Origin of the sequence: Qipengyuania sp. HL-TH1 (genome assembly GCF_036365825.1) — a bacterium.
Taxonomy (GTDB): Bacteria; Pseudomonadota; Alphaproteobacteria; order Sphingomonadales; family Sphingomonadaceae; genus Qipengyuania; species Qipengyuania profunda.
The window spans coordinates 694,285-716,904 of sequence record NZ_CP142675.1 but is presented as its reverse complement, the minus strand read 5'-3'; the positions used below and the strand labels follow the sequence as shown (position 1 = coordinate 716,904).

Here is a 22,620-nt window from a genome sequence, read left to right as displayed (position 1 = left end):
CTGTGGGAGATCGGACGACGCCCTCACGGCTCGGTGGAACCGTGGTATCCGGCCGTGGGTGGGCACGGCCGGAACTGGTAAAGCTGATTATCCGCAGCGTGTGCTTGAGCGGTCGATCGAACGGCCGAGCAAGGCCCCGGCTGCGCCGCCGAGGATGGCGCCCAGCGTGCGGTCGCCGCCGCTGCCCGCCACTTCATGGCCGAGCAGCGCGCCGACCCCGGCTCCGACCAGCAGGCCGGTCGTGCCATTGTCGCGCTTGCAGTAGTAGCGCCCGTCATTTCCACGCCAGACACGGGTATTGGCGCGGACCGGCTGACCGTATTGGCGGTCGTAGCCCATGTAATAGGGGCGGGACTGCGCGCCGCGATAATCGTTGTTGCGGTTGCGATCATGGCCGTGCGAGCGCTGTCGCTTGTGCTCGAAACTCATGTCCCCGATGACCGTAACGTGGGCGCCGGGGGCTATATGCGTGGCAGGGGCAGCGCTGGCCGGCACGGCGAATGCCAGACCCGCTGCGGCGATCGCCATCGAGGCGTTCCGAAACGATTTGAGCATGATAGGTCCTTTCCTGAGCGGGAGCCGAGAGGGGCACCCCTGCAATGCCGTTAAGCTTTAAGCACTCTAACCTGAACCGTTTGCAACGCCGCCGTCAGCTTTCGGGAAATTCGACGAAGCGAGGTTTGGGCGCCGACGAATTGCCGCTTGCGGGCGCCAGCGCACCCGCCTAGCGCGCGGGGAATGGATGCGAGCGCCCCACCCCAGCATGACCGGACGGGCCTCGCCGCGGCCTTTGGCGCCTATGTCATCTGGGGCTTCCTGCCGCTCTACCTGATTCTCGTCCGCAGTGTTCCGGCCTTCGAATTCGTCGGCTGGCGGATCATCTGGACGCTGCCGCTGTGCCTGCTGATTGTGCTGGCCCGCAAGCAATGGCCCGATTTGCGCACCGCGCTTCGAAACCGGCGCACGGTCGCCTGGCTCGCCGCGAGCGCAACGCTGATCGCGATCAACTGGGTGGTCTATGTCTGGGCGATCCAGAACGGGCAGGTCTATGCCGCAAGCCTGGGCTATTACATCAACCCGCTGGTCAATGTGCTGCTCGGCACGTTGCTGCTGGGCGAGAAACTGACCCGCGCGCAATGGGTGGCGGTCGGCCTCGCCGCGATTGGCGTATCATTGCTTGCAGCCGGCGCGCTGACGACCTTGTGGATCAGCCTGACGCTGGCGCTGAGCTTCGGCACATACGGCCTTATCCGCAAGCAGCTGGATGTGGGCGCAGTGCCCGGCCTGACCATAGAATCGACGCTGTTGCTGCTGCCTTCGCTTGGTGTGGCATGGTATTTCGCGCAGACGCAGGGCTCGTCCTTCGCCGTGTCGACCGAGATGAGCCTGTCGATCATGGCGGGTGGCCTGCTGACTGCCTTTCCGCTGCTGCTGTTCGCCATCGCCGCGCGCAAGCTGCCCTATTCGACGCTCGGCTTCATCCAGTTCCTCGCACCCAGCATCGTCTTCATTCTCGGCCTGACCGTCTTCGGCGAGGAGCTGAAGCCCGCGCAGGCCGCGTGTTTCGCCTGCATCTGGGCAGCCGCGGTGATCTTCATGTGGGACATGGTCAAACGGTCACGCAGCCAGAGCAGGATCAGGGCCGCCAGCTAGGTCCGCGCCAATCAGGCTTGCACGCGCCAGTCGAGTGTTTCGCCCGCGTGGAACGGCACGATCCGCGCCTCCCCGCCGTCGACTTCGGCAGGCACCGTCACCGGGGCCTTCTCCAACGTGATCCGCTCCTCATTGGGCGCGAGACCGTAGAAGGCAGGACCGTTGAGGCTGGCGAAGGCTTCGAAATGGCCGAGCGCCCCCTCATCCTCGAATACCTGGACGTAGCTTTCGAGCGCAAAGGGCGCGTTGAAGATACCCGCGCAGCCGCAGGCGGTTTCCTTGGTATGCCGGTGGTGCGGCGCGCTGTCGGTGCCGAGGAAATACTTGGCCGACCCGCTGGTCGCCGCGCCGCGCAGCGCCAGCCGGTGCTGTTCGCGCTTGGCCACCGGGAGGCAGTAGAGATGCGGGCGAATACCGCCGACGAGGATGTCGTTACGGTTGATCTGCAGGTGCTGCGGGGTGATCGTCGCCGCGACATTGGGCCCCCCGTTTTCCACGAAGCCGACCGCCTGCATGGTAGTGATATGTTCGAAGATCACGCGCAGCGTTGGCAGCCGATCGACGAGCGGCTGCAGCACGCGGTCGATGAACACTGCCTCGCGGTCGAAAATGTCGATATCGGGCGTGGTCACTTCGCCATGGACGCACAGCGGCATGCCGATGTCGGCCATCCGTTCGAGCACACCCATGATGTTGGCGACGTCGGTGACGCCGTGCGCGGAATTGGTGGTGGCGCCAGCGGGATAGAGCTTGGCGGCGGTAAGCACGCCGTCGGCATGCCCTGCGGCGAGATCGTCCGCATCGCTTTCATCGGTCAGGTAAGCGGTCATCAGCGGGGTGAAATCCATCCCCGCGGGCACCGCGGCAAGGATCCGGTCGCGATAGGCCGCGGCCAGCGCGGTGGTAGTCACCGGAGGCGCCAGATTGGGCATCACGATCGCGCGGGCGAATTGCCGCGCGGTATGCGGGACCACGGCACGCATGGTGTCACCATCGCGGAAATGCAGATGCCAGTCGTCGGGGCGGCGGATTGTCAGCGATTCGACCATGTGGTTGCCTATGGCGTCGGGCGGCCTATCTGTCACCCATGACTGCTACCCGCCTGTTCGACCGCGCCGTAATCCGCCTGAGGACCGAGGACCCGGAGGAAGACGTTGCCGACTTCCTTCAGGGGCTCGTCACCAATGACGTTGCTGGCACGCTCCCCGCCTATGCGGGGCTGCTGACGCCGCAGGGCAAGATGCTGTTCGATTTCATCGTCTGGCCGGGTGCCCAGCGCGAGTTGCTGCTCGATTGCGAGGCAGATGCGGCGGACGATCTGGTGAAGCGCCTGTCGCTCTATCGTTTGCGCCGGAAGATCGAGATCGCGGTCGATCCCGAAGTCGCGGTGCACTGGCAGCGCGAGATGGGCGATGGCGGCGCGGCCGACCCGCGGCTGGGCGCGCTGGGCCAGCGTTGGCTCGCTCCCGCCAGCGAGAGCGACGAAGCGGCAGACACGGCGTGGCAGGCGCACCGCCTTGCGCTTGGCGTTCCCGAAGGCCGCGCGGAACTGAGCGATATCCTGTGGCTTGAAACCAATGCGGTCGAACTCCACGGGGTCAGCTTTGGCAAGGGGTGCTATGTCGGGCAGGAAAACACCGCGCGGATGAACTGGCGCAGCAAGGTCAACCGGCGGCTGGTCGTGGTGCCGCTCGACCAGTCGGAGGAGAAACGCCGCAAGGCGGAATATCGCGACCTTGGCCTGGCGGTGGACCACTTGCGGGTGGCGGACATCGATCCTGAAATCGCACCCGACTGGATGCGGGGCGCGCTTAGCCCTGCGGAACCGTCGGATCAATCGAACGGGTAAGCATACGCTCGGCGCGGTCGCGCGCGGCGGTTTCGGGCAGGCCAAGCGACCGCGACAGCGCCGTTCCGATCAAGGCATCGCCCATCGCCATAAGGACCAGCGCGAGCGTTTCCTCATGCACTTGCAGCGGGCCAGCGCCATGCCCGGCCTCTTCGGGGGCGATTTCGTCGACCAGTTGATGGATGGTCTCGACGATCGGCGTCAGCGCGTCTTCATTGCCGGTGAGGATCATCCAGCTGGCCAGCGCGCCCGCGCCTTCCTTGTCGAAAGCGTCGAAAGCGAGGTCCACCACTTCGCGCGGGCTGCCGAGCCCGGCGCGGCTGGCGCGGACCGCATCGATGATCGTGTTGCAGACCGTCCCCGCCAGATGCCCGGCAAGCGCCTTCTGCAGCCCCGCGGCCGAGCCGAAATGATGCAGCAGATTGGCATGCGTACGCCCGATCCGCGCCCCGACCGCCTTTAGCGTGACCGATTGCGGGCCGGTTTCGATCAACAGCAGGCGGGCTGCCTCGAGCGCGGCGAGGCGCGATTCCTCGGGGCTAAGTCTTTTGCGTGTCGCCATATACCGCCTGCGTTAACCCATCGATCGGGTCGTGGGAAGCAGCTAGACCCCGTTATTGACAGTCCTGTAAGTAAGCGTTACTTACATCAATGTCAGTTAAATCTCGCGGAGCTACCCATGAACGCGCCCGTTTCGATCGATTCAGACTACCGTACAGCCGCGCCGACTCCGGCCGATCTCACCATCACCGTGCGCGACGAGCGCTTCAACCGTGGCACCAATCCGCGGCGCTGGTGGGCGGGCGAACCGTTCGGCACCGCCTGGCACAATGCGCTATCGGCCACCTTCCCGCGCGGCGAGGCGTTCTTCATCGAAGCGGTCAAGGCCCATCGCGAAGGCGCACCGCCCAAGCTCGATGCCGAAATCCGCGCTTTCGTGAAGCAGGAAATCAACCACACGCGCGAGCATATCGCCTTCAACCGGCTCGCCGAAGATGCCGGCTATGACATCAAGGCGATCGACGCCCGCGTGGCCGAACTGCTGGCGCTGACCAAGGATCGCCCGGCCATAGCCAATCTCGCGGTGACCATGGCGCTCGAGCATTACACCGCGATGATGGCGGCCGAATTCCTCGCGAATCCGGCGCATTTCAAGGATGCCGACCCCGAAGTCCGCGACATGTGGCGCTGGCATTCGGCGGAGGAAATCGAGCACAAGGGCGTTGCCTTCGACACCTGGAACCACGCGACCAGGGACTGGAAACCAAGCAAGCGCTGGCAGGTCCGCAGCCTCGTCATGCTCACCGTTACGGCGCGCTTCTTCAAGAACCGCTGGACCGATTCGCTGGCATTGCTCGAACAGGACGGCATCACCGGCTGGAAGGCGAAGTGGGGCCTGTTCAAATACCTCACCGCCACCCCCGGCATCGTGCGCCGCATCTTCCCCGCATGGCTCGCCTATTTCAAGCCGGGCTTCCACCCGTGGGACCATGACGACCGCGCGCTGATCAAGCTGTACGAAGGCGACTTCGAAGACGCCGTGATGCCCGCCGAATAGGCGCTGGCACCAATCGGGACGGGCCGGAACAAGCAGGCCCCGCGATCGCTCGCGGGGCCTTTTCCTTATCACGCCGCGATCGGCGCGACCTTCTCGCATTCGTCGAGGCACAGGCGATAGAGCGCGCAGGGCACGTCCTCGCCGCGTCCCTTGCTGAACCGCGGCACCGCCCGCCCCGTGGGCACGAAGCCGAGCTTGCGCAGCACACGCCCCGATGCCGGATTGTCGAGGAAGTGCCCGGCGGTGATCTTGCGATGGCCGAGCAACCGGGCGATCTCGAGCACGCCGCGCGCCGCCTCGGTGGCATATCCCCGCCCCCAGAAAGGCCGTGCGATCCAATAGCCGAGTTCCACCCCGTCTTCATGGTCGCCCAGGCCGACCGCTCCGATGACCCGCGAGCCCTTGCTACCGGGCAGCGTCATCAGGAAGGCGGGCATTCGCGGATCGGTTTCGCGAGTGACGAATTCACGCGCATGTTCGGGAAGATAGGGCCACGGCGCGCGCGCAAGATTGCGGACGATCGCTTCGTCGGCGATCCCGCCAAACAGCGCATCGGCATCTTCGGGCCAGGCAGGCCGCAACAGCAGCCTCTCGGTAACATGGAACATCGGTTATCTCCCCTGTGGTCCACGCTCCGGGCTCCTAGGCCGGACGCGTGACAATTGCGTGATGGCGAAAGAAAGTTTCGCCGCGAAATCGAAGAGGGAGAAACGACAAGAGGGAGACGGGTCGGCCCCATCTCCCTCTTCGGTTGCCGGATCATGGACCCGGCTGGGACCGTCCTGTCTGGACGATCCCGTTATCGGAGCGTCCTGTTATTCGGCGGCTTCGGCCATCATTTCGACCGAGACGAATTTGCGGTCGAGTTTGCCCTTGTGGAATCGCACAATACCGTCGGTAAGCGCGAACAGGGTGTGGTCCTTGCCCATGCCGACATTGGCGCCCGGATAGACGCGCGTGCCGCGCTGGCGCACGATGATGTTGCCGGCGACGACGTTCTCGCTGCCGAACTTCTTCACACCGAGGCGACGACCGGCCGAATCGCGACCGTTGCGCGACGAACCGCCTGCTTTCTTATGTGCCATCGTCCGTGCTCCTTACTTCTTGTCTGCGGTCTTTTTGGCGGCGGCCTTCGCAGGCGCTGCCTTCTTGGCCGGAGCCTTCTTCTCGGCGGCTTCCTTCTTCGGAGCAGCCTGCTGGTCTGCAGCGTCGTCCTGCTTGGCCGCTTCCTTCTTCGGAGCTGCCTTCTTGGCCGAGCCGGTGCCGACATCGGTGATGCGCAGCAGGGTCATCTGCTGGCGATGACCGTTCTTGCGGCGATAGTTGTGACGGCGACGCTTCTTGAAGACGATCACCTTCTCGCTCTTGGCCTGCGCAATGATCTCCGCCGAAACGGTAACCTTGCCGGCATCCGAAAGCGTATCGCCTTCGCCTGCAAGCAGGATATCGCCCAGCGTGATGGTGTCGCCGGCTTCGCCAGCCAGCTTCTCAACCGCGATCTTGTCTCCGGCGGCAACCCGGTATTGTTTGCCGCCCGTGCGCACTACTGCGAACATGGTGGTTATCTCTCGTTCAAATTGCTGTGCCGTGATCTTGCGATTGCACGGCGCACCCGTCAGGCTGTCAGAGCCAGCCCCGGAAAGAAGCGTGCCGTTAAGCGATGGGTGGCCGCAAGTCAACGCCCGGTGCGAGGAAATTTGCATCCTCGCTGGCGCGCTGCGGCCCGCGTGATATGGAGAAGGCGATGATCGACCGCAAGCATCTCGTCCTTCCGCTCACCGTATCCCTGCTGGCGGGCTGTGCAGCCGGCTCGGGTGATGGCTACCCTTCGCTCGCCGTTCGCGATGTCGAACGGGCGGAGGGCACCTTCGAGCCCGTCCCCAGCCCGCGCCTCGATGTACCGCAGGTCCCGGTCGAATTGGCCGGCGGGCTCGATGCCCGGCTCTCCGCCCTGGTCGAACAGGCGCGGCAGGCGCACGCCGACTTTACCGGCGCCGTTCCCTCCGCCGAACGCCGGGTTCAGGCGGCATCGGGCAGCGCTATCGGCAGCGACAGTTGGGCAGCGGCGCAGGTCGCGCTGGCGGATCTCGATTCGGCACGCAGCATCGCCGCGATTGCGCTGGGCGATCTGGATATCCTCTATACTGCCGCGACGGTGCAGGCCGGGGATGCCACACCGATCGCCGCGGCACGCATGACGGTGATCACGCTGGTGGCCGAAGAGGATGATGTTCTGGCCCGGCTACGCGCGCAGGTCCGCTAGTTCCTACGCGCAAGCAACGCGGAGCCGGTTGCCCGGCCCCGCGCCTCTCCCCGGTATTCGATCGCTCAGACGAGCGCAGCGATCGTTACCGTGACTATGCCCCAGCAGAAGATCAGCGCCGGGAGGATCAGGACCTGCGCCATCGCGTCACGCGCCGTCACCCGGCCCGTATGCGTGGAGATGCCCTGGCTGGACAATTGGGCCCAGCTCATATTCCGGCCGCTGTGCTCCGGCCCGATCCGCGTCCACAGCGCCGGGAGACCGAAGCCTGCAACGATGAACAGCGTGAAGATGGCCATCGGGATGATCAATCCCGGCGACGCGAACCCGACTGCAGTAATCGCCAGAAAGCCCAGATAGAGCGCGACGGTCCCGACATAGAACCCCTTGGGCAGTTCGAAACTGCGGTCGGCCTCGTGCGCAACCTTGGGTGCGTCGCGGATGATGGCCTGTTCGGCAACGAGTTCACGGATCAGATGCTTGGACATGACGTGCTCCTTTGTTGGAGCCGTGATGCCGTCAGCTGAGCGTGCGGTCTTTGATCTGGATCAAGAACCGGCGATTAATTCCACCGCGCAAGGTCCGCGTGATCGCGGTCACGTGGAGTAATCCAGTGCCAGCCGTCATCGCGCTTCTCGCGTTTCCAGAACCAGGCGGCGGATTTGAGATGGTCCATCAGGTAATCGGCCGCCTCGAACGCATCCCGCCGATGCCGCGCCGCAGTAGCGACCAGCACGACCGCCTCCCCGGGCCGCATCACCCCGATCCGGTGCCAGGCGAGCACGCCGCCCAGACCGAATCGCGCCTGCGCCGATTGCGCCAGCGCCGCCATGCCCGAATGCGTCAGCGGTTCGTAATGCGTCAGTTCGAGCGCCTTCACACCGTCATCGGGCCGGACCTTGCCGAGGAAGGAAACGATCCCGCCCGCCTGCTCATGCGCGGCATTGAATGCCGCCAGCGCTTCGCCGACCGACAGCCCCTTGTCGAGCAGCCGGACGTCGAGCGGGGTCGCGAGCGTAAGCCTAGCCACCACTCACCGGCGGAAGCAGCGCGACTTCATCGCCATCGCGCGCGTCGAGCGCGGTCTTGTCGGCCAGCACCTTGCCGCCGCATGCCACATGCACGCGCGCGTCATCCAATTGCGCGGCGATCTCGGGACCGGCTGCGGCAAGCAATCCTGTCCAATCGAGCGGAGCGGCCACCTCACGCTCCTGCGTACCGGCGAGGTCGGCCAGCGGGCCCAGGAAGAGAATGCGCACGCTCATGGCTCAGGTCTCCAGATACTGCCCGGTAATCCCCGGTGCTCCGCCAAGATAGGCCGCGGTCGCGTCGACTGCCGGCCCCTCGCCCGCAACGATATTGATCCGGCGCGGCGTATGCTTACGGGCGAGCCCGGCCGCGATCGCCAGCCGCCATTCGCGATGCGTGTGATCGGCGGCGGGCAGCGCCAAAAGGACATCTTCGCCCGTTCGCAGGATTTGCTCGACATGCGCCAGCCAATGCTGGTGGAAGACTCCCGCCGCAGCCAGCGGGTCGCCGGGCAGCCCGTCGACCGTGATGCGTTTCATTCACGCCGCTCGCGGTGAAGCGTGATGCCGATCTTCTCGCCCGCCTCGGCAATCGCCAGCTTGACGATCTTCACCGTCACCGCGGTGATGCGCACATCCTGGAGGAACAGCGTTTCGCAGACGTGGTCGGCGACAGCCTCGATCAGCTTGAAGTGCACGCCTTCGGGCAAGGCAGCGGAAGCGGCGAACTTCAGGTCCATGTAGTTCTTCGAATGCTCGAGCGAGGTATCGGGCTCGTAGCGATGCAGCGGCTTCATCCGCGCCTGGATCGTGAACCTCAACGGCTGCGGCCGGCCGGTTTCTTCGGAATAGATGCCGGTGAGCACATCGTGCTCGAAATCGGCCACTTCGAGGATCAGCGAATCGTCCATGGGCAGCGTCCTAGCGCGGATTTGACCAGCGCGCGAAGATCGCGGTTGGAAGGAGCCGGCCATCGTCCTGTTCCTGCACCGCGAGGTCGCCATGTTCGATCGTGCCAGGCAGGTCGGCAAACAGTTCCTGCAGCAAGCCGGCCAAGGCAAGGCTGCTCATGCGGACGGCGTAGACGGTGAGAAACAGGAACCGGCTGTCGGCATCGAGCAGCTGGCGGCAATCGGACACCAGCTCCGGCAGGCTGTCCTCAAGCCGCCACACCTCGCCATCGGGACCGCGCCCGAACTTCGGCGGATCGAGGATGATCCCGTCATAGCGCCGTTCGCGCCGCACTTCTCGCGCCGCATATTTCATCGCATCCTCGACCAGCCAGCGAATCGGGCGATCCTCCAGCCCCGCCATGGCGGCATTCTCGCGCGCCTGCGCCACCGCCTTCTTGCTCGCATCGACATGCGTGACGCGCCCGAACCGGCTCAGCGCCTGGGTGCCCACGCCGGTGTAGCCGAACAGGTTCATCATCTCGGCATCGCGCGCATCGCCGAGTTGCCGGCCCATCCATTCCCACACCGGGGCCATGTCGGGGAAGAAACCGAGATGGCGGAACGGTGTGCATTGGGCCGTGAAACGCGCTTCGTCGCCCCAGCCCAGTGTCCAGCCATCCTGCGGGACGTCCTGTGCAAACTGCCAACGCCCGCCGCCATCTTCATCGCTGCCGGGGACGAATTCGCCATGCGCGTCCCATTCGACCAGACGCGGAGACCACATTGCCTGCGGTTCGGGCCGGATGAAGCGATAGGCGCCGTACTGCTCGAATTTGCGCCCATGGCCGCTGTCGAGCAGACGATAGGCATCCCAGCCTTCGCCCACCATCAGCACCGGATCGCGCCGCAGTTCCGCCATCAGGCCGCGTGCTCGACGATATGGTCGCGGACCGCCTCATAGGTGCCGGGCAATTCGATATAGGCTTCTTCGCGTGCGAACAGGTCGCCGACCCGCGTCGGCAGCGCGGGCCGATTGCCGGTGGCGCGTTCGACCGCGTCGGGAAACTTCGCGGGATGCGCGGTGGCAAGCGTCACCACGGGAGTATCGCCAGCCAGCTCGGCGTGGCGCGCCGCGTGGAGACCGATCGCGGTATGCGGGTCGACGATCTCGGTGCATTCCTCGCTCGCCCAGCGCATCGCGCGCGCCATGTCGTCCTCGTCCGCGCGCATGCTGGTGAACAGCGCGGCGGCGCCTTCGCGCTGCGCATTGGTCAGACGCATCGCGCGTGCTTTCTCGAACGCGCGCATCTGTTCGGCCATGGCGGCCCCGTCGCGTCCGCCGACGTCGAACAGCAGCCGTTCGAAATTGGAGCTGACCTGGATGTCCATGCTCGGCGCGGCAGTCGGGGTTACGGTGCCGGTGGAATAATCACCCGCACTCAGAGCGCGGTGGAGGATGTCGTTGACGTTGGTGGCGACGAGCAGTCTCTCGATCGGCAGCCCCATTTGCGCCGCGACATGGCCCGCGAAAACATCGCCGAAATTCCCGGTAGGAACGCTAAAGGCGGGTTTGCGCTCGGGTCCGCCCAATTGCAGCGCGGCGGCGAAGTAATAAACCACCTGCGCCATCAACCGCGCCCAGTTGATCGAATTGACCGCACCGATCCGGTGCTTATCGGTGACGTCCTTGTCGGCGAAGATGCGCTTCACCATCGCCTGCGCATCGTCGAAGCTGCCGTCGATCGCGATGTTGTGGACGTTGGGCGCGCGCACGGTGGTCATCTGGCGGCGCTGGACATCACTGACGCGCCCCTTGGGGTGGAGCATGAATATCTCGACCCGGTCGAGCCCCGCGACTGCATCGATGGCCGCGCTACCCGTATCTCCGCTGGTGGCGCCGACGATGGTCAATGTGCCGCCGTCCCGCGCAAGGAATTCCTCAAACAATAGGCCGAGCAATTGCAGCGCCACGTCCTTGAAGGCGAGCGTGGGGCCGTGAAACAGTTCGAGCAGCCACTGGCGCTCGTCGAGCTGGGTCAGCGGCGTGACCGCGGCATGGGCGAAACGGCCATAGGCCTTGGCGGTCAGTTCGCGCAGCCGTTCGGGCGTCAGACAATCGCCGACGAAGGGCTGCATCACCCGCGCGGCGAGTTCGGCATAGGGCAGGCCGCGCATCGCCGCGATTTCTTCCAGCGTGAACTGCGGCCACTGTGCCGGGACATAGAGCCCGCCATCGCTGGCCAGGCCGGCGAGCGTGACGCCGGCGAAATCGAGCGACGGAGCGCTGCCGCGGGTGGAAACGTATTTCATCGGTTGGGCGGTTAGCGGGGCATGCGAAGGCGGGCAAGCAAGCGGTCATTCGCCAGTCGTGATTTCCGCTTTGTCTTCGAGCGCCGACTTCAGCTGCAGGAGGCCTTCCGCCGCGCGCTCGGCATGGGGGCCGATCCAGCGGGCGTGCAGCGCCTGGATGGGCATGGCATCGAGATGGTTGAAGCGCTCGCGCCCCTTGCGCACAGGCACCACCAGCCCCGCCTCTTCCAGCACCCGCAAATGCATCATCACGGTGGTGCGATCGAGTTCGGAGAAGCAGCTGGCGAGCTGACCGGTGGTGAGCGGACGGACCTTCAACTCATCGCAGATCGCACGGCGAATGCGATTGGCAAGCGCCTTGAACACACGGTCGAGATCGTCGTCGGGAGTTCTGTTCTCGTTTGACATGTTAGTTTTTTATAACATAATGGACCGCGACTCAAGGGAGAAGCTCGATGGAAATCAATTTTCGTGTCTCCGGCCGCATCGCCAAGCCGCTCGAGGAAGTGTTCGAAGCAGTCGCGGACCCGGCGCAGCTATCGCAATATTTCACCACTGGCGGCGCCAAGGGACGCCTCGAAACCGGGGCCACGGTGATGTGGGATTTCCACGATTTCCCTGGCGCCTTCCCGGTCGAGGTGATCGAGGTGGTCCCCAATGAAAAGATCGTGCTCGAATGGCCCGGGCACGAAGCCGAGAGCGGCGAGATCGGCGCCAAGGGCCGAGATGGCGACTATCGCACCACCGTCACCATGCTGTTCAAGCCGACGGACGATGGCCGCACGCTGGTGGAGATCGTCGAGGAAGGCTGGCGCGAGACCGCCGAAGCGCTGCGCGGGTCCTATATGAATTGCGAGGGCTGGACCGGTGTGATCCTCGCGCTCAAGGCGTGGATCGAGCACGGCATCAACCTGCGCCAGGGGCTCTACAAATAGGTCAGCCCTGCTTGCGCAAACGCGCCCTCAGGGCGAGCACGTAGATCACCAGCGCGGTGAGCGCGAAAAAGAACCACTGCCCGGCATAGGCAAGGTGGTTGTTGGGCAGATTGGCAGGATCGGGGCGGGCGAGCGGTTCGAGACCGCCCTGCCCCTCGTCCGCGACCAGCTTCACCGTGTCGCCCTGGGGTGCGATCAATCCGCGGACGGCGCCGCCATCCCACGAGGGTGGCTGCGGCTCACGCGACCAGCCAATCGCGATATCGACCGTGCCCTCGCCACCGTTCGCGCAGCGGGCGATGTGCGCCCATCCCGGCGCATTCGAGCGCGAGCGACCCGCGACGCTATCGATCGCGCGAACGTCGCTGCATTCGACCGTGGTGTGCCGAAACAGGCTGGCTTCGTACTCGCTTGGCGATGGCCAATCGACATCGGCCGAATTCCGCAACGCCGTTTCGTAGCGCGTGATCAGCGCTTCCTTCTCGTTCATCCGGCCAAGCTGCCAGACGCCCAGCGCGACCATCGTGGCGATCGCGGCAGCGACTATGACGGTCGGAACGATCGGAAAACGCATTACAGATTCCAACTCTTTGTCTCGCGCGCATCGCCTGTAGGCGCTATCGTCCCAGCGCCCACTCGCGGGTATAAACCGAGAAGGGCAGCCTCGGCGGTGCCGGGCTGCCCTTCGCGTTGTTCGAGCCTGTCGGCAGCCATCAGTGGACGGCGGCGCCCCAGCCACCCCAGACGTAGACGGTGATGAACAGGAACAGCCACACCACGTCGACGAAATGCCAGTACCACGCTGCCGCTTCGAAGCCGAAGTGCTGGCGCGGGGTGAAGTGGCCGAGATAGGTGCGGCGCAGGCAAACGATCAGGAAGATCGTGCCGACGAGCACGTGGAAACCGTGGAAGCCGGTCGCCATGTAGAACGCCGAGCTATAGGTGTTGCCACCGAAGGCGAACGGCGCATGGGCATATTCATATGCCTGGATGGCGGTGAAGATCGCCCCGAGGATGATGGTCAGCCACAGGCCTTTCTTGAGCCCGTCGCGGTCGCCATGGATCAGCGAGTGGTGCGCCCAGGTCACCGTCGTACCCGAACACAGCAGGATCAGCGTGTTGAGCAGCGGCAGGCTGAACGGGTCGATGACCGCCTCGATCGCCGCGGGCGGGAACACCCCGCCGACCACGTCGGACAATTCGCTCGGGAACAGCGCGAAATCGAACCAGCTCCAGAACCAGCCCACGAAGAACATCACTTCGGACGCGATGAACAGGATCATCCCATAGCGCATGTGCAGCTGGACGATCGGCGTGTGGTCGCCGCGCTCGGCTTCCTTCACGATGTTCGAGAACCACGCATAGAACGTCGCGATCAGGCCGGCGATGCCGAGGCCGAGCACGAGGTGCGCGCTCCCCATTTCGTGCATGTACAGGACCATGCCGCTGGTGAAGGTCAGCGCCGAGAGCGAGCCGATCAGCGGCCAGATATCGGGTTCGAGGATGTGATATTCGTGATTGACGTTACCGGCCATTGTACTCGCGTCCTGGGTTTCGCTTTGCGGGTGCCCTTAATGCGCCATCGCGCGCGGGTCTAGGGGCTACTCGGCAGAATCCAGCGCCCGGTGGAAAGTATAGGAGAGCGTGATCTGCTCCACCCCGTCCATATTGGGATCGTCGAGCGCCTTGGGATCGATGTAATAGAGCACCGGCATGCGCACTTCCTGCCCCGGCTGCAGCACCTGCTCGGTGAAGCAGAAGCACTGGATCTTGTTGAAATAGGCGCCGGCCTGCTCAGGCTCGACATTGAAGGTCGCGGTGCCGGTGATCGTCTGGTTCGAATTGTTCTTGGCCAGATAGATCGCCATGTCGCGCTGCCCGATGGTGACGGTATCGGTCACCTGCTCGGGGCGGAAGCTCCACGGGACGTCACCCGCCGTGGTGCCGTCGAAGCGCACCGAAATCGTCTTGCCGCCTGCGCTTGCACCAAGCCGCTGGGCGATGTTCGCCTCGCTCTCGGTGGCGCGTTGGGTCGTGCCGCCGAAACCGGTCACCTGGCAGAACAGCTGGTACAGCGGCACTGCGGCATAGCCCAGACCGAGCATCGCCAGAGCGCCGCCAAAAGCCAGCAGCGCGGTGCGGTTCTTGCGGGTTTCGAGGGTTGCAGCAGTCATGGCGTGGCTCACATCCGGGCGATGGTAATCACATAGAACAGCACGGCGAAGAACAGCAGGATGCCGCCCAGCACGAGGTTGCGGCTCTTTTGCCGCCGCTTGAATTCGATTTCTTCTTCGGGGGTCATGCGATCCATCCCTGATAAGCCAGCACCCGGTCCGCGACCAGCGCGGCGAACAGGGCGAAAAGGTAGATGATGCTGAAAGCGAACAGGCGCTTTTCGGGCTTCATCGTGTCGTTGGCTCCAGTCTGCCGGAAAGCGACCGGGACCGAAAGCGCAAGGAAAGCAAGCGATAGCGCAAGCGAAGCAACACCGTAGACGAAGCCCGTCCCGCCGATGAACCACGGCGCGGCGGCAATCGGCACGAGCAGCGCGGCATAGATCAGGATCTGGCGGCGGGTCGAGGTTTCACCCTTGACCACCGGCATCATCGGAATGCCGACATTGGCGTAATCGGTCTTGACGAACAGTGCCAGCGCCCAGAAATGCGGCGGTGTCCACATGAAGATGATCGCGAACAGCAGCACCGGCATCAGCGTGATCTCGCCGGTCACTGCGACCCAGCCGATCAGCGGCGGAAAGGCCCCCGCCCCGCCGCCGATGACGATATTCTGCGGCGTGCGCGGCTTGAGCCAGATGGTATAGATGACCGCGTAATAGAAGATCGACAGCGCAAGGATCGCTGCCGCGAGCCAGTTCACCGCGAGCCCCATGATCATCACCGAAGCGGCCGAGATCAATACGCCGAAATCGCGCGCATCGGTGCGGTTCATGCGTCCTGCGGGAAGCGGGCGTGCAGCAGTACGCTTCATCCCCGCATCGATATCGGCTTCCCACCACTGGTTGAGCGCCGCCGCCCCGCCCGCGCCCAGCGCGATGCACAGGATGGCGCTGAAGCCGAGGACGGGATTGATATGGCCCGGCGCGGCGAGCAGGCCGCACAGGCCGGTGAAGATCACCAGGCTCATCACGCGCGGCTTGGTCAGCGCAAAGAAATCGCGCCATTCCGCGGGGAGGTGTGTGGGAACTGTCTGGGTCATGGAATCGGGCGGCATATAGGGCGTCAAAGGCGCTTTAGCCAGTCAATCAGGATCGAATTGACTGCATAGGGCCGCTCCTGCTGGGTCCAGTGCCCGACGCCGTCGAGAATATGCCCTTCGGCGCGCGGCGCAAACATCTTCACCAGCGCCACCGGATCCTCGATCGCGCCGAACAGGAAGGTCGCGGGATCGCGCGTGCCGCCGATGAACAAAGCGGGCTGTTCGATGCGCTTGCCCGCCCAGCCCTGCAACCATGCGTAATCGGCCTCGTGATTGCGATAGCGGTTGAGCGGACCGCGGAAGCCCGAGGCGGCGAATTCCGCCTCGTAGAAATCGAGATCGTCTTCGGTCAGCCAGGCGACCGGTGCAGGATCAGGGAGCCCTTCGAGGAAGGTCGCGCCCAGCGGCTTGTCCCAATAGTCGCCCGGCGGGACATCGCCGCTGATCGAATACATCATCCGCTGGACGAAATCGCGCGGGTCCTTCTCCGCCTCCGCCTCGGCGATACCGGGCTCCTGGAAATACTCCTGGTAAAAGAAGCGGCCCTGGCTGGTGAAGTGTTCGCGGAAGACCTCGGTGAACGGGCGGCTCGGCACGCCCGCGAAGGGCACTGACAGACCGGCAACTGCGCGGAAATGCTCGGGGTGCGTCAGCGCGGAATTCCACACGATCGGCGCGCCCCAGTCATGGCCGATAAGCACGGCGGGCGCATCGGGCGACAACGCCTGCCGCAGTCCGACGAGGTCACCGACGATATGCTCCATCCCATAGGCATCGACCGGCTCCGGCTTGTCCGACCCGCCATAGCCGCGGACATCGATCGCACAGGCGGTAAAGCCCGCTTGCGCTATCGGACCGATCTGATGGCGCCAGCTGTACCAGCTTTCGGGAAAGCCATGGACCATGATCGCCAGCGGCCCCTCACCTTCCACGGCGCAGCGCAGGCTGACCTTTCCCGTATCGATGGTACGCATTTCGAGCATGGCACTCCCCCGTGCAGATATCCGGCAGACAAAAGAAAACGGCCGGTCCACCATGGGACCGACCGTTTGCTTGTGTCCAGTGCTTCGCGCCTAGCTCGCGGCGGGCGCAGCCTTGCTCATGTGATCATGAGCGGTGTGATGATCCTCGATCACCGGCAGCGTCTCGAACTGGTGGAACGGCGGCGGGCTCGACAGCGTCCATTCGAGCGTCGTTGCGCCTTCGCCCCACGGATTGTCCGCCGCCTTCTTGCCCGCCACGAAGGCGTAGACGATGTTGACGAAGAAGAAGATCATCGAGCCGGCCATGATCACATAGCCGATCGAGCTGATCTCGTTCCAATAGGCATAGGCGTCGGCATAGTCGGGATAGCGACGCGGCATGCCCTGCAGACCGAGGAAGTGCTGCGGGAAGAAGATCACGTTCACGCCGATGAAGAAGCCCCAGAAGTGCAGGTGGCTGAGGAGCTCGGAGTGCATCCGGCCGCTCATCTTGGGGAACCAGTAATAGAACCCGGCGAAGAGCGAGAACACCGCACCCATCGACAGCACGTAGTGGAAGTGCGCAACCACGAAATAGGTATCATGGACCACGTCGTCGATGCCGCCATTGGCGAGATAGACGCCGGTGACGCCGCCGACCGTGAACAGGAAGATCATGCCGATCGCCCATACCATCGGGGATTTGAACTCGATCGAGCCGCCCCACATGGTCGCGATCCAGCTGAAGATCTTCACCCCGGTCGGGACCGCGATGACCATGGTCGCCGCGGTGAAATACATCTTCGTGTTCACGTCGAGACCGACGGTGTACATGTGGTGCGCCCACACGACGAACCCGACCACGCCGATCGCGACCATGGCGTAGGCCATGCCGAGATAGCCGAACACCGGCTTGCGGCTGAAGGTCGAGACGATCTGCGAGATCATGCCGAAGCCCGGCAGGATCATGATGTAGACCTCAGGGTGACCGAAGAACCAGAACAGGTGCTGGTAGAGGATCGGATCGCCGCCGCCAGCGGGATCGAAGAAGGTCGTCCCGAAGTTACGGTCGGTGATCAGCATGGTGATCGCGGCGGCCAGAACCGGCAGTGCGAGCAGCAGCAGGAAAGCGGTGACCAGCACCGACCACACGAACAGCGGCATCTTGTGCAGGGTCATACCCGGCGCGCGCATGTTGAAGATGGTGGTGATGAAGTTGGTCGCGCCGAGGATCGAACCGGCACCGGCAAGGTGCAGCGAGAAGATCGCGAAATCGACTGCCGGGCCCTGGCTGCCGGTGGTCGACAGCGGCGCATAGACGGTCCAGCCCACGCCTGCGCCCGGACCCGTACCGCCCGGCACGAAGAGCGAGAACAGCAACGACATGAAGCCCGCCACGGTCAGCCAGAAACTGACGTTGTTCATGCGCGGGAACGCCATGTCTGGCGCGCCGATCATCAGCGGGACGAACCAGTTGCCGAAGCCGCCGATCATCGCGGGCATGACCATGAAGAAGACCATGATCAGGCCGTGGGCGGTGATGAACACGTTCCACATATGCAGCGAGGTGTCGAAATCGGCGTTGCCGCCCATGAACTGCGCCCACCACTGCAGGTACTGGATGCCGGGTTCGGCCAGTTCCAGACGCATGATGCCCGAAATCGCGCCACCGACGATGCCCGCGATGATCGCGAAGATCAGGTAGAGCGTACCGATGTCCTTGTGGTTGGTGGACATGAACCACCGCGCGAAGAAACCGGGCGTATGATGATCATCATGCGCGTGGTCTTCGGTGTGGGCCTGGAAGCTGTCGGCGGTGGTAGCCATCGTGCTATACTCTCGAGCTAATCGTAAATCTTAAGCGGTCGGGGCGGCGCCGGCACCGGGTGCACCGGGAACCGAGCTTTCGGGTTCCTGCAGCGGCGCGACCGAAGCCGCGGCGTCTGCGGCACCGGCGACGGTGCCGCCCTGCGCCAGAACCCAGGCATTGTACTGCGCCATCGGCAGTGCTTCGATCGCAATCGGCATATAGCCGTGGCGCGCGCCGCACAGTTCCGAACACTGGCCGTAATAGACGCCGGGTTCTTCGATCAGCAGCAGCTTCTCGTTGAGACGACCCGGAACGGCGTCGAGCTTGAACCACAGGCTCGGCACCGCGAAGGAGTGGATCACGTCGGCAGCAGTGGTCTGCAGACGGATCGGCACGCCGGCGGGGACGACCATGCGGTTGTCGACTGCCAGCTGGTGCGGTTCACCGCTCGCTTCGGCCTCTTCCTCGGTCAGCATGTTCGAAACGACTTCGAAATCGCCATTGTCGGGATAGGCATAGCCCCAGTACCACTGGTAGCCGATCGCCTTGATGGTGATCGCATCCTTGGGGGGCGTCTTGTACTGCGCGCTCAACAGGCCGATCGACGGCACGGCGATGCCGAGCAGGATCAGCGCCGGAACGACGGTCCAGATCACTTCGATCAGCGTGTTGTGGCTGGTCTTCGAAGGCACCGGATTGGCGCGCTTGTTGAAGCGCACGATGACATAGAGGAACAGCAGCAGGACGAAGATGCTGATGATCGCCATGATCCATACCAGGGCGATGTGCAGCCCGTTGGCCTGCTTGCCGATCGGCGAGAACTGCGACTGCACGTCGATCGCACCCGCAACCGGCATGCCTTTGCCTTCGGTCGGCTTCATCGGCGTATAGGCGCCTGCACCGGCAGCCACATCTTCGCTCGATGCGTCGGCGGCAACCGCCGGGTCGAGCGTTTCAAGCTGTTCGGTCGCCGCAGATTCGGCAGCGTCCTGCGCCGCCGCGGCCTGCGCGCCGAAAGCCAGCATCGCCGCCATCGCCAGGCTGGCGACAATCCGGTGGAACCCGTGGAGGGAGCCGAAGTTCTTCATCGTCGTGGCACTCTTTCGTGTCGTGTCTCGTTCGGGGCCTGTGGCTGGGGCAAATCCCGCGCTGCGTGGCGGGACGCGCCCCATGCAAGGGCCCGATTGCGCCCGCCCTATAGGCAGGGATTGCGTATGCCTCAAGCGGCTGGCCGATAAAAATGTGCAAGCGCCTTTGCCTCTTGCGCAATCGCGCGCGAGACGCTTTGGACCACAGCATCATGACCGATGAAGAAATCCTCCACGAGTTCCGGGCCAGCGAAGCGCTGCTCGAGGGCCATTTCAAGCTGTCCAGCGGGCGCCACAGCGGACACTACCTGCAATGCGCGCGCGTGCTGATGAACCCCGACCGCGCAGGACGCCTCGCCTTTGCGCTCGCCCAGAAGATCCCGCGCGATATTCGCAGCCGGATCGATGTGGTGGTCAGCCCCGCTATGGGCGGGATCATCATCGGTCAGGAAATGGGCCGCGCGCTGGGCAAGGACGCGATGTTCCTCGAACGGCCCGAGGGCGAGTTCCACCTGCGCCGCGGCTTCCGGCTCGAGCCCGGCGCCAAGGTGCTGATGGTCGAGGACGTGGTCACCACCGGGCTCTCCAGCCGTGAAGCGATCGCCGCGGTTGCGCGTGAGGGCGGCGAAGTGATCGCCGAGGTCGCGCTGGTCGATCGCAGCAATGGCGCCGCCGATCTCGGCGTACCCTTCTTCCCGCTCGTCGACATCAATTTCCCGACCTATGCCGAAGGCGAAGTGCCCGCCGAACTGGCGGCGATCGGGGTGACCAAGCCGGGCAGCCGCGCGGCGTGAGTGCTCCCTTGCGCCTCGGGGTCAATATCGACCACGTCGCCACTATCCGCAATGCGCGCGGCGGCGATCATCCGGACCCGGTGCGCGCGGCGGAAATCGTCGCGGCGGTGGGCGGCGACGGGATCACTGCGCATCTGCGCGAGGACCGGCGGCATATCCGCGATGACGATCTCGAACGGATACAGAAGGCGACCGATCTCCCGCTCAACCTAGAGATGGCAGGCACGGAAGAGATGCTGGCGATCGCCCTTGCGCACAAGCCGCATGCCGCCTGCATCGTCCCCGAGAAACGCGAAGAGCGCACCACCGAAGGCGGGCTCGATGCTGCCGGGCTGCACAACCAGCTCGCCCCGATCGTCGGGAAGCTGTCCGACAACGGCATCCGCGTCTCGTTGTTCATCGAAGCGAACGAGCGGCAGCTCGAAGCAGCGCAGCGCTTGCGCGCGCCCGTGGTCGAATTCCACACCGGCGAATATGCGCATGCGGGTCTCGACGGCGATCACGACCGCGAGGCGCGCGAGCTTGAGCGGATTGCGGCCATGTCCCGGCTGGCGCGCGAGATGGGGATCGAGCCGCATGCCGGGCACGGCCTGACCTATGAGAACGTGAAGCCCGTTGCCGCCATCCGCGAACTCGCCGAACTCAACATCGGGCATTATCTTGTTGGCGAAGCGGTTTTCGTCGGGCTGGAAACCGCAGTGCGCCGGATGCGCGACCTGATGGACGAGGCGCGCTAGGTGTCGCTCGACAATGCCTTGAACATCTGGCGGTCGATACGGACCACCTTCGTGCTGTTCCTGGTCGTGGTTCCGCTCGTCATCCTCGCGAATCTGCACGGCGATGACAGCGCGGGATCCAGCTGGGACGAACTCGCGCTGCCGGCAGTGGGATTGGTCCTGGTCGCAGGGCTTTTCGCTGAAATCGGCCGGCGCCTGATCAACCACTTCGCCGGCACACCGATCTGTACCTGGAAACCCCGAGCATGATCATCGGCCTTGGCTCCGACCTGTGCAATATCGAGCGGATCCAGAATTCGCTCGACCGGTTCGGCGAACGCTTCGAGCAGCGCGTCTTCACCGAGATCGAGCGTGCCAAGGCCCGCCGCCGCCCCTTCACCATCGCGGGCACTTACGCCAAGCGCTTCGCCGCCAAGGAGGCGTTCTCCAAGGCAGTCGGTACAGGGTTCCGCCGCGGCGTGTTCATGAAGGATATCGGGGTGGTCAATGCGCAATCGGGCGCACCCACGCTGGCGCTGACCGGGGGCGCGGCGATCGTGCTTGCGGAAATGGTGCCGCACGGCCATGAGACGCGCATTCATCTCACCCTCACCGACGACCATCCATGGGCGCAGGCCTACGTCATCATCGAGGCCCTACCCAAGTGACCACCGGTGCTACGGCAGTGAACAAGACATCCGACAAGAAATCCGACGACAAGGTCGACTGGATCGCGGAAATTCGCGGGCTTGCGCTGATGCTGCTGGCGGTGTTCGCCTTTCACAGCTTCATCGCCAAGCCGTTCTATATCCCGTCGGAATCGATGATGCCCAATCTGCTGGTGGGCGACCGGCTGGTGGTGAGCAAATATCCCTATGGCTGGAACTGGAGCTCGATCAGCTTCCACCTCGCCCCGCGCGGTGACTGGCGAATTGCCGGATCGACGCCCGAATATGGCGACATCGTCATTCCCGTGCATCCCGAGCGCGACGAGGATTACATCAAGCGCGTGGTTGCGCTGCCCGGTGACCGGATCGCGGTGCAGAACGGCCGCATCATCCTCAATGGCGCGCCGGTCGAACAGAAGGTCGAGCCTGCCATCGCGCTGCCGCTCGATGCCAATTCGCGCTGCGATGGCTTCGGCTTCGACGATTTCCGCGCGGAGAACGCCGCCGGCACGCCCGTCTGCCGCGTACCGGTGATGCGCGAGACGCTGCCCAATGGGGCGACCTATCTGGTGATCGACCACCAGACCCAGGAACTCGACAATTTCGCCGAAATCACGGTGCCGGACGATCACGTTTTCGTGATGGGTGACAATCGCGACCATTCGGCCGACAGTCGCGAGCTCAACCATTCGCGCGGCCTGCTCGGCCCGATCCCGCTCGAAAACATCGGCGGGCGCGCCGAATTCATCACCTTCTCGCTCGACGGCACCACCTCGCTCAATCCGGTGAGCTGGTGGACAAGCCTGCGCGAAGGCCGCGCCTGGTCGACCCTGCGTCCCGCCATTGCGGAACGAAAAGCCGCTTCCGAGCGCTAGGG

At 64.4% G+C, this 22,620-nt stretch carries 31 protein-coding genes; 10 read left to right on the top strand and 21 right to left on the bottom strand.

Annotated elements, in window-relative coordinates; translation table 11 throughout:
- Positions 1-87: 87 nt before the first annotated feature.
- Entirely contained in the window at positions 88-555 is a 468-nt protein-coding gene (locus VWN43_RS04110) for a glycine zipper 2TM domain-containing protein (RefSeq protein ID WP_320180549.1), read from the bottom strand.
- Positions 556-738: 183 nt separating this feature from the next.
- Between VWN43_RS04110 and rarD the strand changes: the two genes are divergently transcribed.
- Positions 739-1,653: an EamA family transporter RarD gene (gene rarD / locus VWN43_RS04105; RefSeq protein WP_320180550.1), complete on the top strand. Its 915-nt coding sequence runs from the start codon at positions 739-741 to the stop codon at positions 1,651-1,653.
- A gap of 11 nt (positions 1,654-1,664) precedes the next feature.
- Here rarD and pyrC read toward each other — a convergent pair whose 3' ends face one another.
- Entirely contained in the window at positions 1,665-2,702 is a 1,038-nt protein-coding gene (gene pyrC / locus VWN43_RS04100) for a dihydroorotase (RefSeq protein ID WP_320180551.1), read from the bottom strand.
- 38 nt (positions 2,703-2,740) lie between these two features.
- Between pyrC and ygfZ the strand changes: the two genes are divergently transcribed.
- Entirely contained in the window at positions 2,741-3,502 is a 762-nt protein-coding gene (ygfZ, locus tag VWN43_RS04095; protein WP_320180552.1) for a CAF17-like 4Fe-4S cluster assembly/insertion protein YgfZ, read from the top strand.
- Here the strand turns inward: ygfZ and VWN43_RS04090 are convergent.
- Entirely contained in the window at positions 3,465-4,064 is a 600-nt protein-coding gene (locus VWN43_RS04090; protein WP_253517285.1) for a TetR family transcriptional regulator, read from the bottom strand. The two genes, ygfZ and VWN43_RS04090, sit on opposite strands and share 38 nt — an antisense overlap.
- Positions 4,065-4,181: 117 nt before the next feature.
- Between VWN43_RS04090 and VWN43_RS04085 the strand changes: the two genes are divergently transcribed.
- Complete coding sequence (locus VWN43_RS04085) at positions 4,182-5,060, top strand: metal-dependent hydrolase (protein WP_320180553.1); 879 nt, start codon at positions 4,182-4,184, stop codon at positions 5,058-5,060.
- Positions 5,061-5,128: 68 nt separating this feature from the next.
- Here the strand turns inward: VWN43_RS04085 and VWN43_RS04080 are convergent, their stop codons facing one another.
- From VWN43_RS04080 to rplU, 3 genes are all read right to left on the bottom strand, one after another.
- Positions 5,129-5,668: a GNAT family N-acetyltransferase gene (locus VWN43_RS04080; protein WP_320180554.1), complete on the bottom strand. Its 540-nt coding sequence runs from the start codon at positions 5,666-5,668 to the stop codon at positions 5,129-5,131.
- Between the two features lie 207 nt (positions 5,669-5,875).
- On the bottom strand, positions 5,876-6,145 hold the full coding sequence (gene rpmA / locus VWN43_RS04075; RefSeq protein WP_253517293.1) for a 50S ribosomal protein L27: 270 nt from the start codon (positions 6,143-6,145) through the stop codon (positions 5,876-5,878).
- Positions 6,146-6,157: 12 nt separating this feature from the next.
- Complete coding sequence (gene rplU, locus VWN43_RS04070) at positions 6,158-6,616, bottom strand: 50S ribosomal protein L21 (protein WP_253517296.1); 459 nt, start codon at positions 6,614-6,616, stop codon at positions 6,158-6,160.
- Positions 6,617-6,792: 176 nt separating this feature from the next.
- Here rplU and VWN43_RS04065 point away from each other — a divergent pair, with 176 nt between their 5' ends.
- Positions 6,793-7,323 (top strand): hypothetical protein, encoded by a 531-nt coding sequence (locus VWN43_RS04065; RefSeq protein ID WP_320180555.1) that lies wholly within the window; start codon positions 6,793-6,795, stop codon positions 7,321-7,323.
- Between the two features lie 65 nt (positions 7,324-7,388).
- Here the strand turns inward: VWN43_RS04065 and VWN43_RS04060 are convergent, their stop codons facing one another.
- From VWN43_RS04060 to VWN43_RS04025, 8 genes are all read right to left on the bottom strand, one after another.
- Positions 7,389-7,811, bottom strand: a complete 423-nt coding sequence (locus tag VWN43_RS04060; protein ID WP_320180556.1) for a Rossmann-fold NAD(P)-binding domain-containing protein — start codon at positions 7,809-7,811, stop codon at positions 7,389-7,391.
- A 74-nt stretch (positions 7,812-7,885) separates the two neighbouring features.
- Positions 7,886-8,353 (bottom strand): molybdenum cofactor biosynthesis protein MoaE, encoded by a 468-nt coding sequence (locus tag VWN43_RS04055; RefSeq protein WP_320180557.1) that lies wholly within the window; start codon positions 8,351-8,353, stop codon positions 7,886-7,888.
- A complete protein-coding gene (locus tag VWN43_RS04050; protein ID WP_320180558.1) occupies positions 8,346-8,588 on the bottom strand; it encodes a MoaD/ThiS family protein in 243 nt (80 codons plus the stop codon). The genes VWN43_RS04055 and VWN43_RS04050 overlap by 8 nt, the downstream gene beginning before the upstream one ends.
- A gap of 3 nt (positions 8,589-8,591) precedes the next feature.
- The gene (locus VWN43_RS04045) at positions 8,592-8,891 is read right to left on the bottom strand and encodes a Rossmann fold domain-containing protein (protein ID WP_320180559.1); all 300 of its coding nucleotides are present in this window, start codon (positions 8,889-8,891) and stop codon (positions 8,592-8,594) included.
- Entirely contained in the window at positions 8,888-9,262 is a 375-nt protein-coding gene (locus tag VWN43_RS04040; protein ID WP_320180560.1) for a dihydroneopterin aldolase, read from the bottom strand. Before VWN43_RS04040 ends, VWN43_RS04045 begins: the two co-directional genes overlap by 4 nt.
- A 10-nt stretch (positions 9,263-9,272) precedes the next feature.
- A complete protein-coding gene (locus VWN43_RS04035) occupies positions 9,273-10,163 on the bottom strand; it encodes an RsmD family RNA methyltransferase (protein ID WP_320180561.1) in 891 nt (296 codons plus the stop codon).
- A complete protein-coding gene (thrC, locus tag VWN43_RS04030) occupies positions 10,163-11,554 on the bottom strand; it encodes a threonine synthase (RefSeq protein WP_320180562.1) in 1,392 nt (463 codons plus the stop codon). The genes VWN43_RS04035 and thrC overlap by 1 nt, the downstream gene beginning before the upstream one ends.
- 45 nt (positions 11,555-11,599) lie before the next feature.
- On the bottom strand, positions 11,600-11,962 hold the full coding sequence (locus tag VWN43_RS04025) for an ArsR/SmtB family transcription factor (RefSeq protein ID WP_320180563.1): 363 nt from the start codon (positions 11,960-11,962) through the stop codon (positions 11,600-11,602).
- Between the two features lie 47 nt (positions 11,963-12,009).
- On the opposite strand from VWN43_RS04025, the gene VWN43_RS04020 reads away from it, so the two are divergent.
- Positions 12,010-12,489, top strand: a complete 480-nt coding sequence (locus VWN43_RS04020; RefSeq protein ID WP_320180564.1) for an SRPBCC family protein — start codon at positions 12,010-12,012, stop codon at positions 12,487-12,489.
- A 1-nt stretch (position 12,490) separates the two neighbouring features.
- Here VWN43_RS04020 and VWN43_RS04015 read toward each other — a convergent pair whose 3' ends face one another.
- The 7 genes from VWN43_RS04015 to coxB all read right to left on the bottom strand — a co-directional run bounded on the left by VWN43_RS04015 (position 12,491) and on the right by coxB (position 19,565).
- Positions 12,491-13,063 (bottom strand): SURF1 family cytochrome oxidase biogenesis protein, encoded by a 573-nt coding sequence (locus tag VWN43_RS04015; protein WP_320180565.1) that lies wholly within the window; start codon positions 13,061-13,063, stop codon positions 12,491-12,493.
- A 139-nt stretch (positions 13,064-13,202) separates the two neighbouring features.
- A complete protein-coding gene (locus VWN43_RS04010; RefSeq protein WP_253517325.1) occupies positions 13,203-14,024 on the bottom strand; it encodes a cytochrome c oxidase subunit 3 in 822 nt (273 codons plus the stop codon).
- A gap of 66 nt (positions 14,025-14,090) precedes the next feature.
- Entirely contained in the window at positions 14,091-14,663 is a 573-nt protein-coding gene (locus VWN43_RS04005; protein ID WP_320180566.1) for a cytochrome c oxidase assembly protein, read from the bottom strand.
- A gap of 124 nt (positions 14,664-14,787) precedes the next feature.
- Complete coding sequence (locus tag VWN43_RS04000) at positions 14,788-15,705, bottom strand: heme o synthase (RefSeq protein WP_320180567.1); 918 nt, start codon at positions 15,703-15,705, stop codon at positions 14,788-14,790.
- A gap of 23 nt (positions 15,706-15,728) precedes the next feature.
- A complete protein-coding gene (locus tag VWN43_RS03995; RefSeq protein ID WP_320180568.1) occupies positions 15,729-16,688 on the bottom strand; it encodes an alpha/beta fold hydrolase in 960 nt (319 codons plus the stop codon).
- A 90-nt stretch (positions 16,689-16,778) separates the two neighbouring features.
- Positions 16,779-18,494 (bottom strand): cytochrome c oxidase subunit I, encoded by a 1,716-nt coding sequence (gene ctaD / locus VWN43_RS03990; protein WP_253517332.1) that lies wholly within the window; start codon positions 18,492-18,494, stop codon positions 16,779-16,781.
- Positions 18,495-18,524: 30 nt separating this feature from the next.
- The gene (coxB, locus tag VWN43_RS03985; protein WP_320180569.1) at positions 18,525-19,565 is read right to left on the bottom strand and encodes a cytochrome c oxidase subunit II; all 1,041 of its coding nucleotides are present in this window, start codon (positions 19,563-19,565) and stop codon (positions 18,525-18,527) included.
- 212 nt (positions 19,566-19,777) lie between these two features.
- Between coxB and pyrE the strand changes: the two genes are divergently transcribed.
- From pyrE to lepB, 5 genes are read left to right on the top strand one after another with little or no spacing between them, the layout of a single operon-like run.
- Positions 19,778-20,359, top strand: a complete 582-nt coding sequence (gene pyrE / locus VWN43_RS03980; RefSeq protein ID WP_320180570.1) for an orotate phosphoribosyltransferase — start codon at positions 19,778-19,780, stop codon at positions 20,357-20,359.
- On the top strand, positions 20,356-21,096 hold the full coding sequence (locus VWN43_RS03975) for a pyridoxine 5'-phosphate synthase (protein WP_320180571.1): 741 nt from the start codon (positions 20,356-20,358) through the stop codon (positions 21,094-21,096). Before pyrE ends, VWN43_RS03975 begins: the two co-directional genes overlap by 4 nt.
- Positions 21,097-21,345: a hypothetical protein gene (locus VWN43_RS03970; RefSeq protein WP_320180572.1), complete on the top strand. Its 249-nt coding sequence runs from the start codon at positions 21,097-21,099 to the stop codon at positions 21,343-21,345. It begins immediately after the preceding gene.
- Positions 21,342-21,743, top strand: a complete 402-nt coding sequence (acpS, locus tag VWN43_RS03965) for a holo-ACP synthase (protein WP_253517345.1) — start codon at positions 21,342-21,344, stop codon at positions 21,741-21,743. Before VWN43_RS03970 ends, acpS begins: the two co-directional genes overlap by 4 nt.
- Positions 21,740-22,618 (top strand): signal peptidase I, encoded by an 879-nt coding sequence (lepB, locus tag VWN43_RS03960; protein WP_330768166.1) that lies wholly within the window; start codon positions 21,740-21,742, stop codon positions 22,616-22,618. The genes acpS and lepB overlap by 4 nt, the downstream gene beginning before the upstream one ends.
- Positions 22,619-22,620 lie beyond the last annotated feature (2 nt).

Coding starts and splice junctions, on each gene's coding strand:
- VWN43_RS04015 (WP_320180565.1), bottom strand. CDS start 13,063: ATGCGTTTTCCGATCGTTCCGACCGTCATAGTCGCTGCCGCGATCGCC.
- rarD (WP_320180550.1), top strand. CDS start 739: ATGGATGCGAGCGCCCCACCCCAGCATGACCGGACGGGCCTCGCCGCG.
- ygfZ (WP_320180552.1), top strand. CDS start 2,741: ATGACTGCTACCCGCCTGTTCGACCGCGCCGTAATCCGCCTGAGGACC.
- rpmA (WP_253517293.1), bottom strand. CDS start 6,145: ATGGCACATAAGAAAGCAGGCGGTTCGTCGCGCAACGGTCGCGATTCG.
- VWN43_RS04000 (WP_320180567.1), bottom strand. CDS start 15,705: ATGACCCAGACAGTTCCCACACACCTCCCCGCGGAATGGCGCGATTTC.
- thrC (WP_320180562.1), bottom strand. CDS start 11,554: ATGAAATACGTTTCCACCCGCGGCAGCGCTCCGTCGCTCGATTTCGCC.
- VWN43_RS04060 (WP_320180556.1), bottom strand. CDS start 7,811: ATGTCCAAGCATCTGATCCGTGAACTCGTTGCCGAACAGGCCATCATC.
- acpS (WP_253517345.1), top strand. CDS start 21,342: ATGATCATCGGCCTTGGCTCCGACCTGTGCAATATCGAGCGGATCCAG.
- rplU (WP_253517296.1), bottom strand. CDS start 6,616: ATGTTCGCAGTAGTGCGCACGGGCGGCAAACAATACCGGGTTGCCGCC.
- pyrC (WP_320180551.1), bottom strand. CDS start 2,702: ATGGTCGAATCGCTGACAATCCGCCGCCCCGACGACTGGCATCTGCAT.
- pyrE (WP_320180570.1), top strand. CDS start 19,778: ATGACCGATGAAGAAATCCTCCACGAGTTCCGGGCCAGCGAAGCGCTG.
- VWN43_RS04035 (WP_320180561.1), bottom strand. CDS start 10,163: ATGGCGGAACTGCGGCGCGATCCGGTGCTGATGGTGGGCGAAGGCTGG.
- VWN43_RS04045 (WP_320180559.1), bottom strand. CDS start 8,891: ATGAAACGCATCACGGTCGACGGGCTGCCCGGCGACCCGCTGGCTGCG.
- coxB (WP_320180569.1), bottom strand. CDS start 19,565: ATGAAGAACTTCGGCTCCCTCCACGGGTTCCACCGGATTGTCGCCAGC.
- VWN43_RS04005 (WP_320180566.1), bottom strand. CDS start 14,663: ATGACTGCTGCAACCCTCGAAACCCGCAAGAACCGCACCGCGCTGCTG.
- VWN43_RS04025 (WP_320180563.1), bottom strand. CDS start 11,962: ATGTCAAACGAGAACAGAACTCCCGACGACGATCTCGACCGTGTGTTC.
- VWN43_RS04040 (WP_320180560.1), bottom strand. CDS start 9,262: ATGGACGATTCGCTGATCCTCGAAGTGGCCGATTTCGAGCACGATGTG.
- VWN43_RS04110 (WP_320180549.1), bottom strand. CDS start 555: ATGCTCAAATCGTTTCGGAACGCCTCGATGGCGATCGCCGCAGCGGGT.
- VWN43_RS04050 (WP_320180558.1), bottom strand. CDS start 8,588: ATGAGCGTGCGCATTCTCTTCCTGGGCCCGCTGGCCGACCTCGCCGGT.
- VWN43_RS04090 (WP_253517285.1), bottom strand. CDS start 4,064: ATGGCGACACGCAAAAGACTTAGCCCCGAGGAATCGCGCCTCGCCGCG.
- ctaD (WP_253517332.1), bottom strand. CDS start 18,494: ATGGCTACCACCGCCGACAGCTTCCAGGCCCACACCGAAGACCACGCG.
- VWN43_RS03995 (WP_320180568.1), bottom strand. CDS start 16,688: ATGCTCGAAATGCGTACCATCGATACGGGAAAGGTCAGCCTGCGCTGC.
- VWN43_RS04010 (WP_253517325.1), bottom strand. CDS start 14,024: ATGGCCGGTAACGTCAATCACGAATATCACATCCTCGAACCCGATATC.
- VWN43_RS04020 (WP_320180564.1), top strand. CDS start 12,010: ATGGAAATCAATTTTCGTGTCTCCGGCCGCATCGCCAAGCCGCTCGAG.
- VWN43_RS04085 (WP_320180553.1), top strand. CDS start 4,182: ATGAACGCGCCCGTTTCGATCGATTCAGACTACCGTACAGCCGCGCCG.
- VWN43_RS04065 (WP_320180555.1), top strand. CDS start 6,793: ATGGAGAAGGCGATGATCGACCGCAAGCATCTCGTCCTTCCGCTCACC.
- VWN43_RS04080 (WP_320180554.1), bottom strand. CDS start 5,668: ATGTTCCATGTTACCGAGAGGCTGCTGTTGCGGCCTGCCTGGCCCGAA.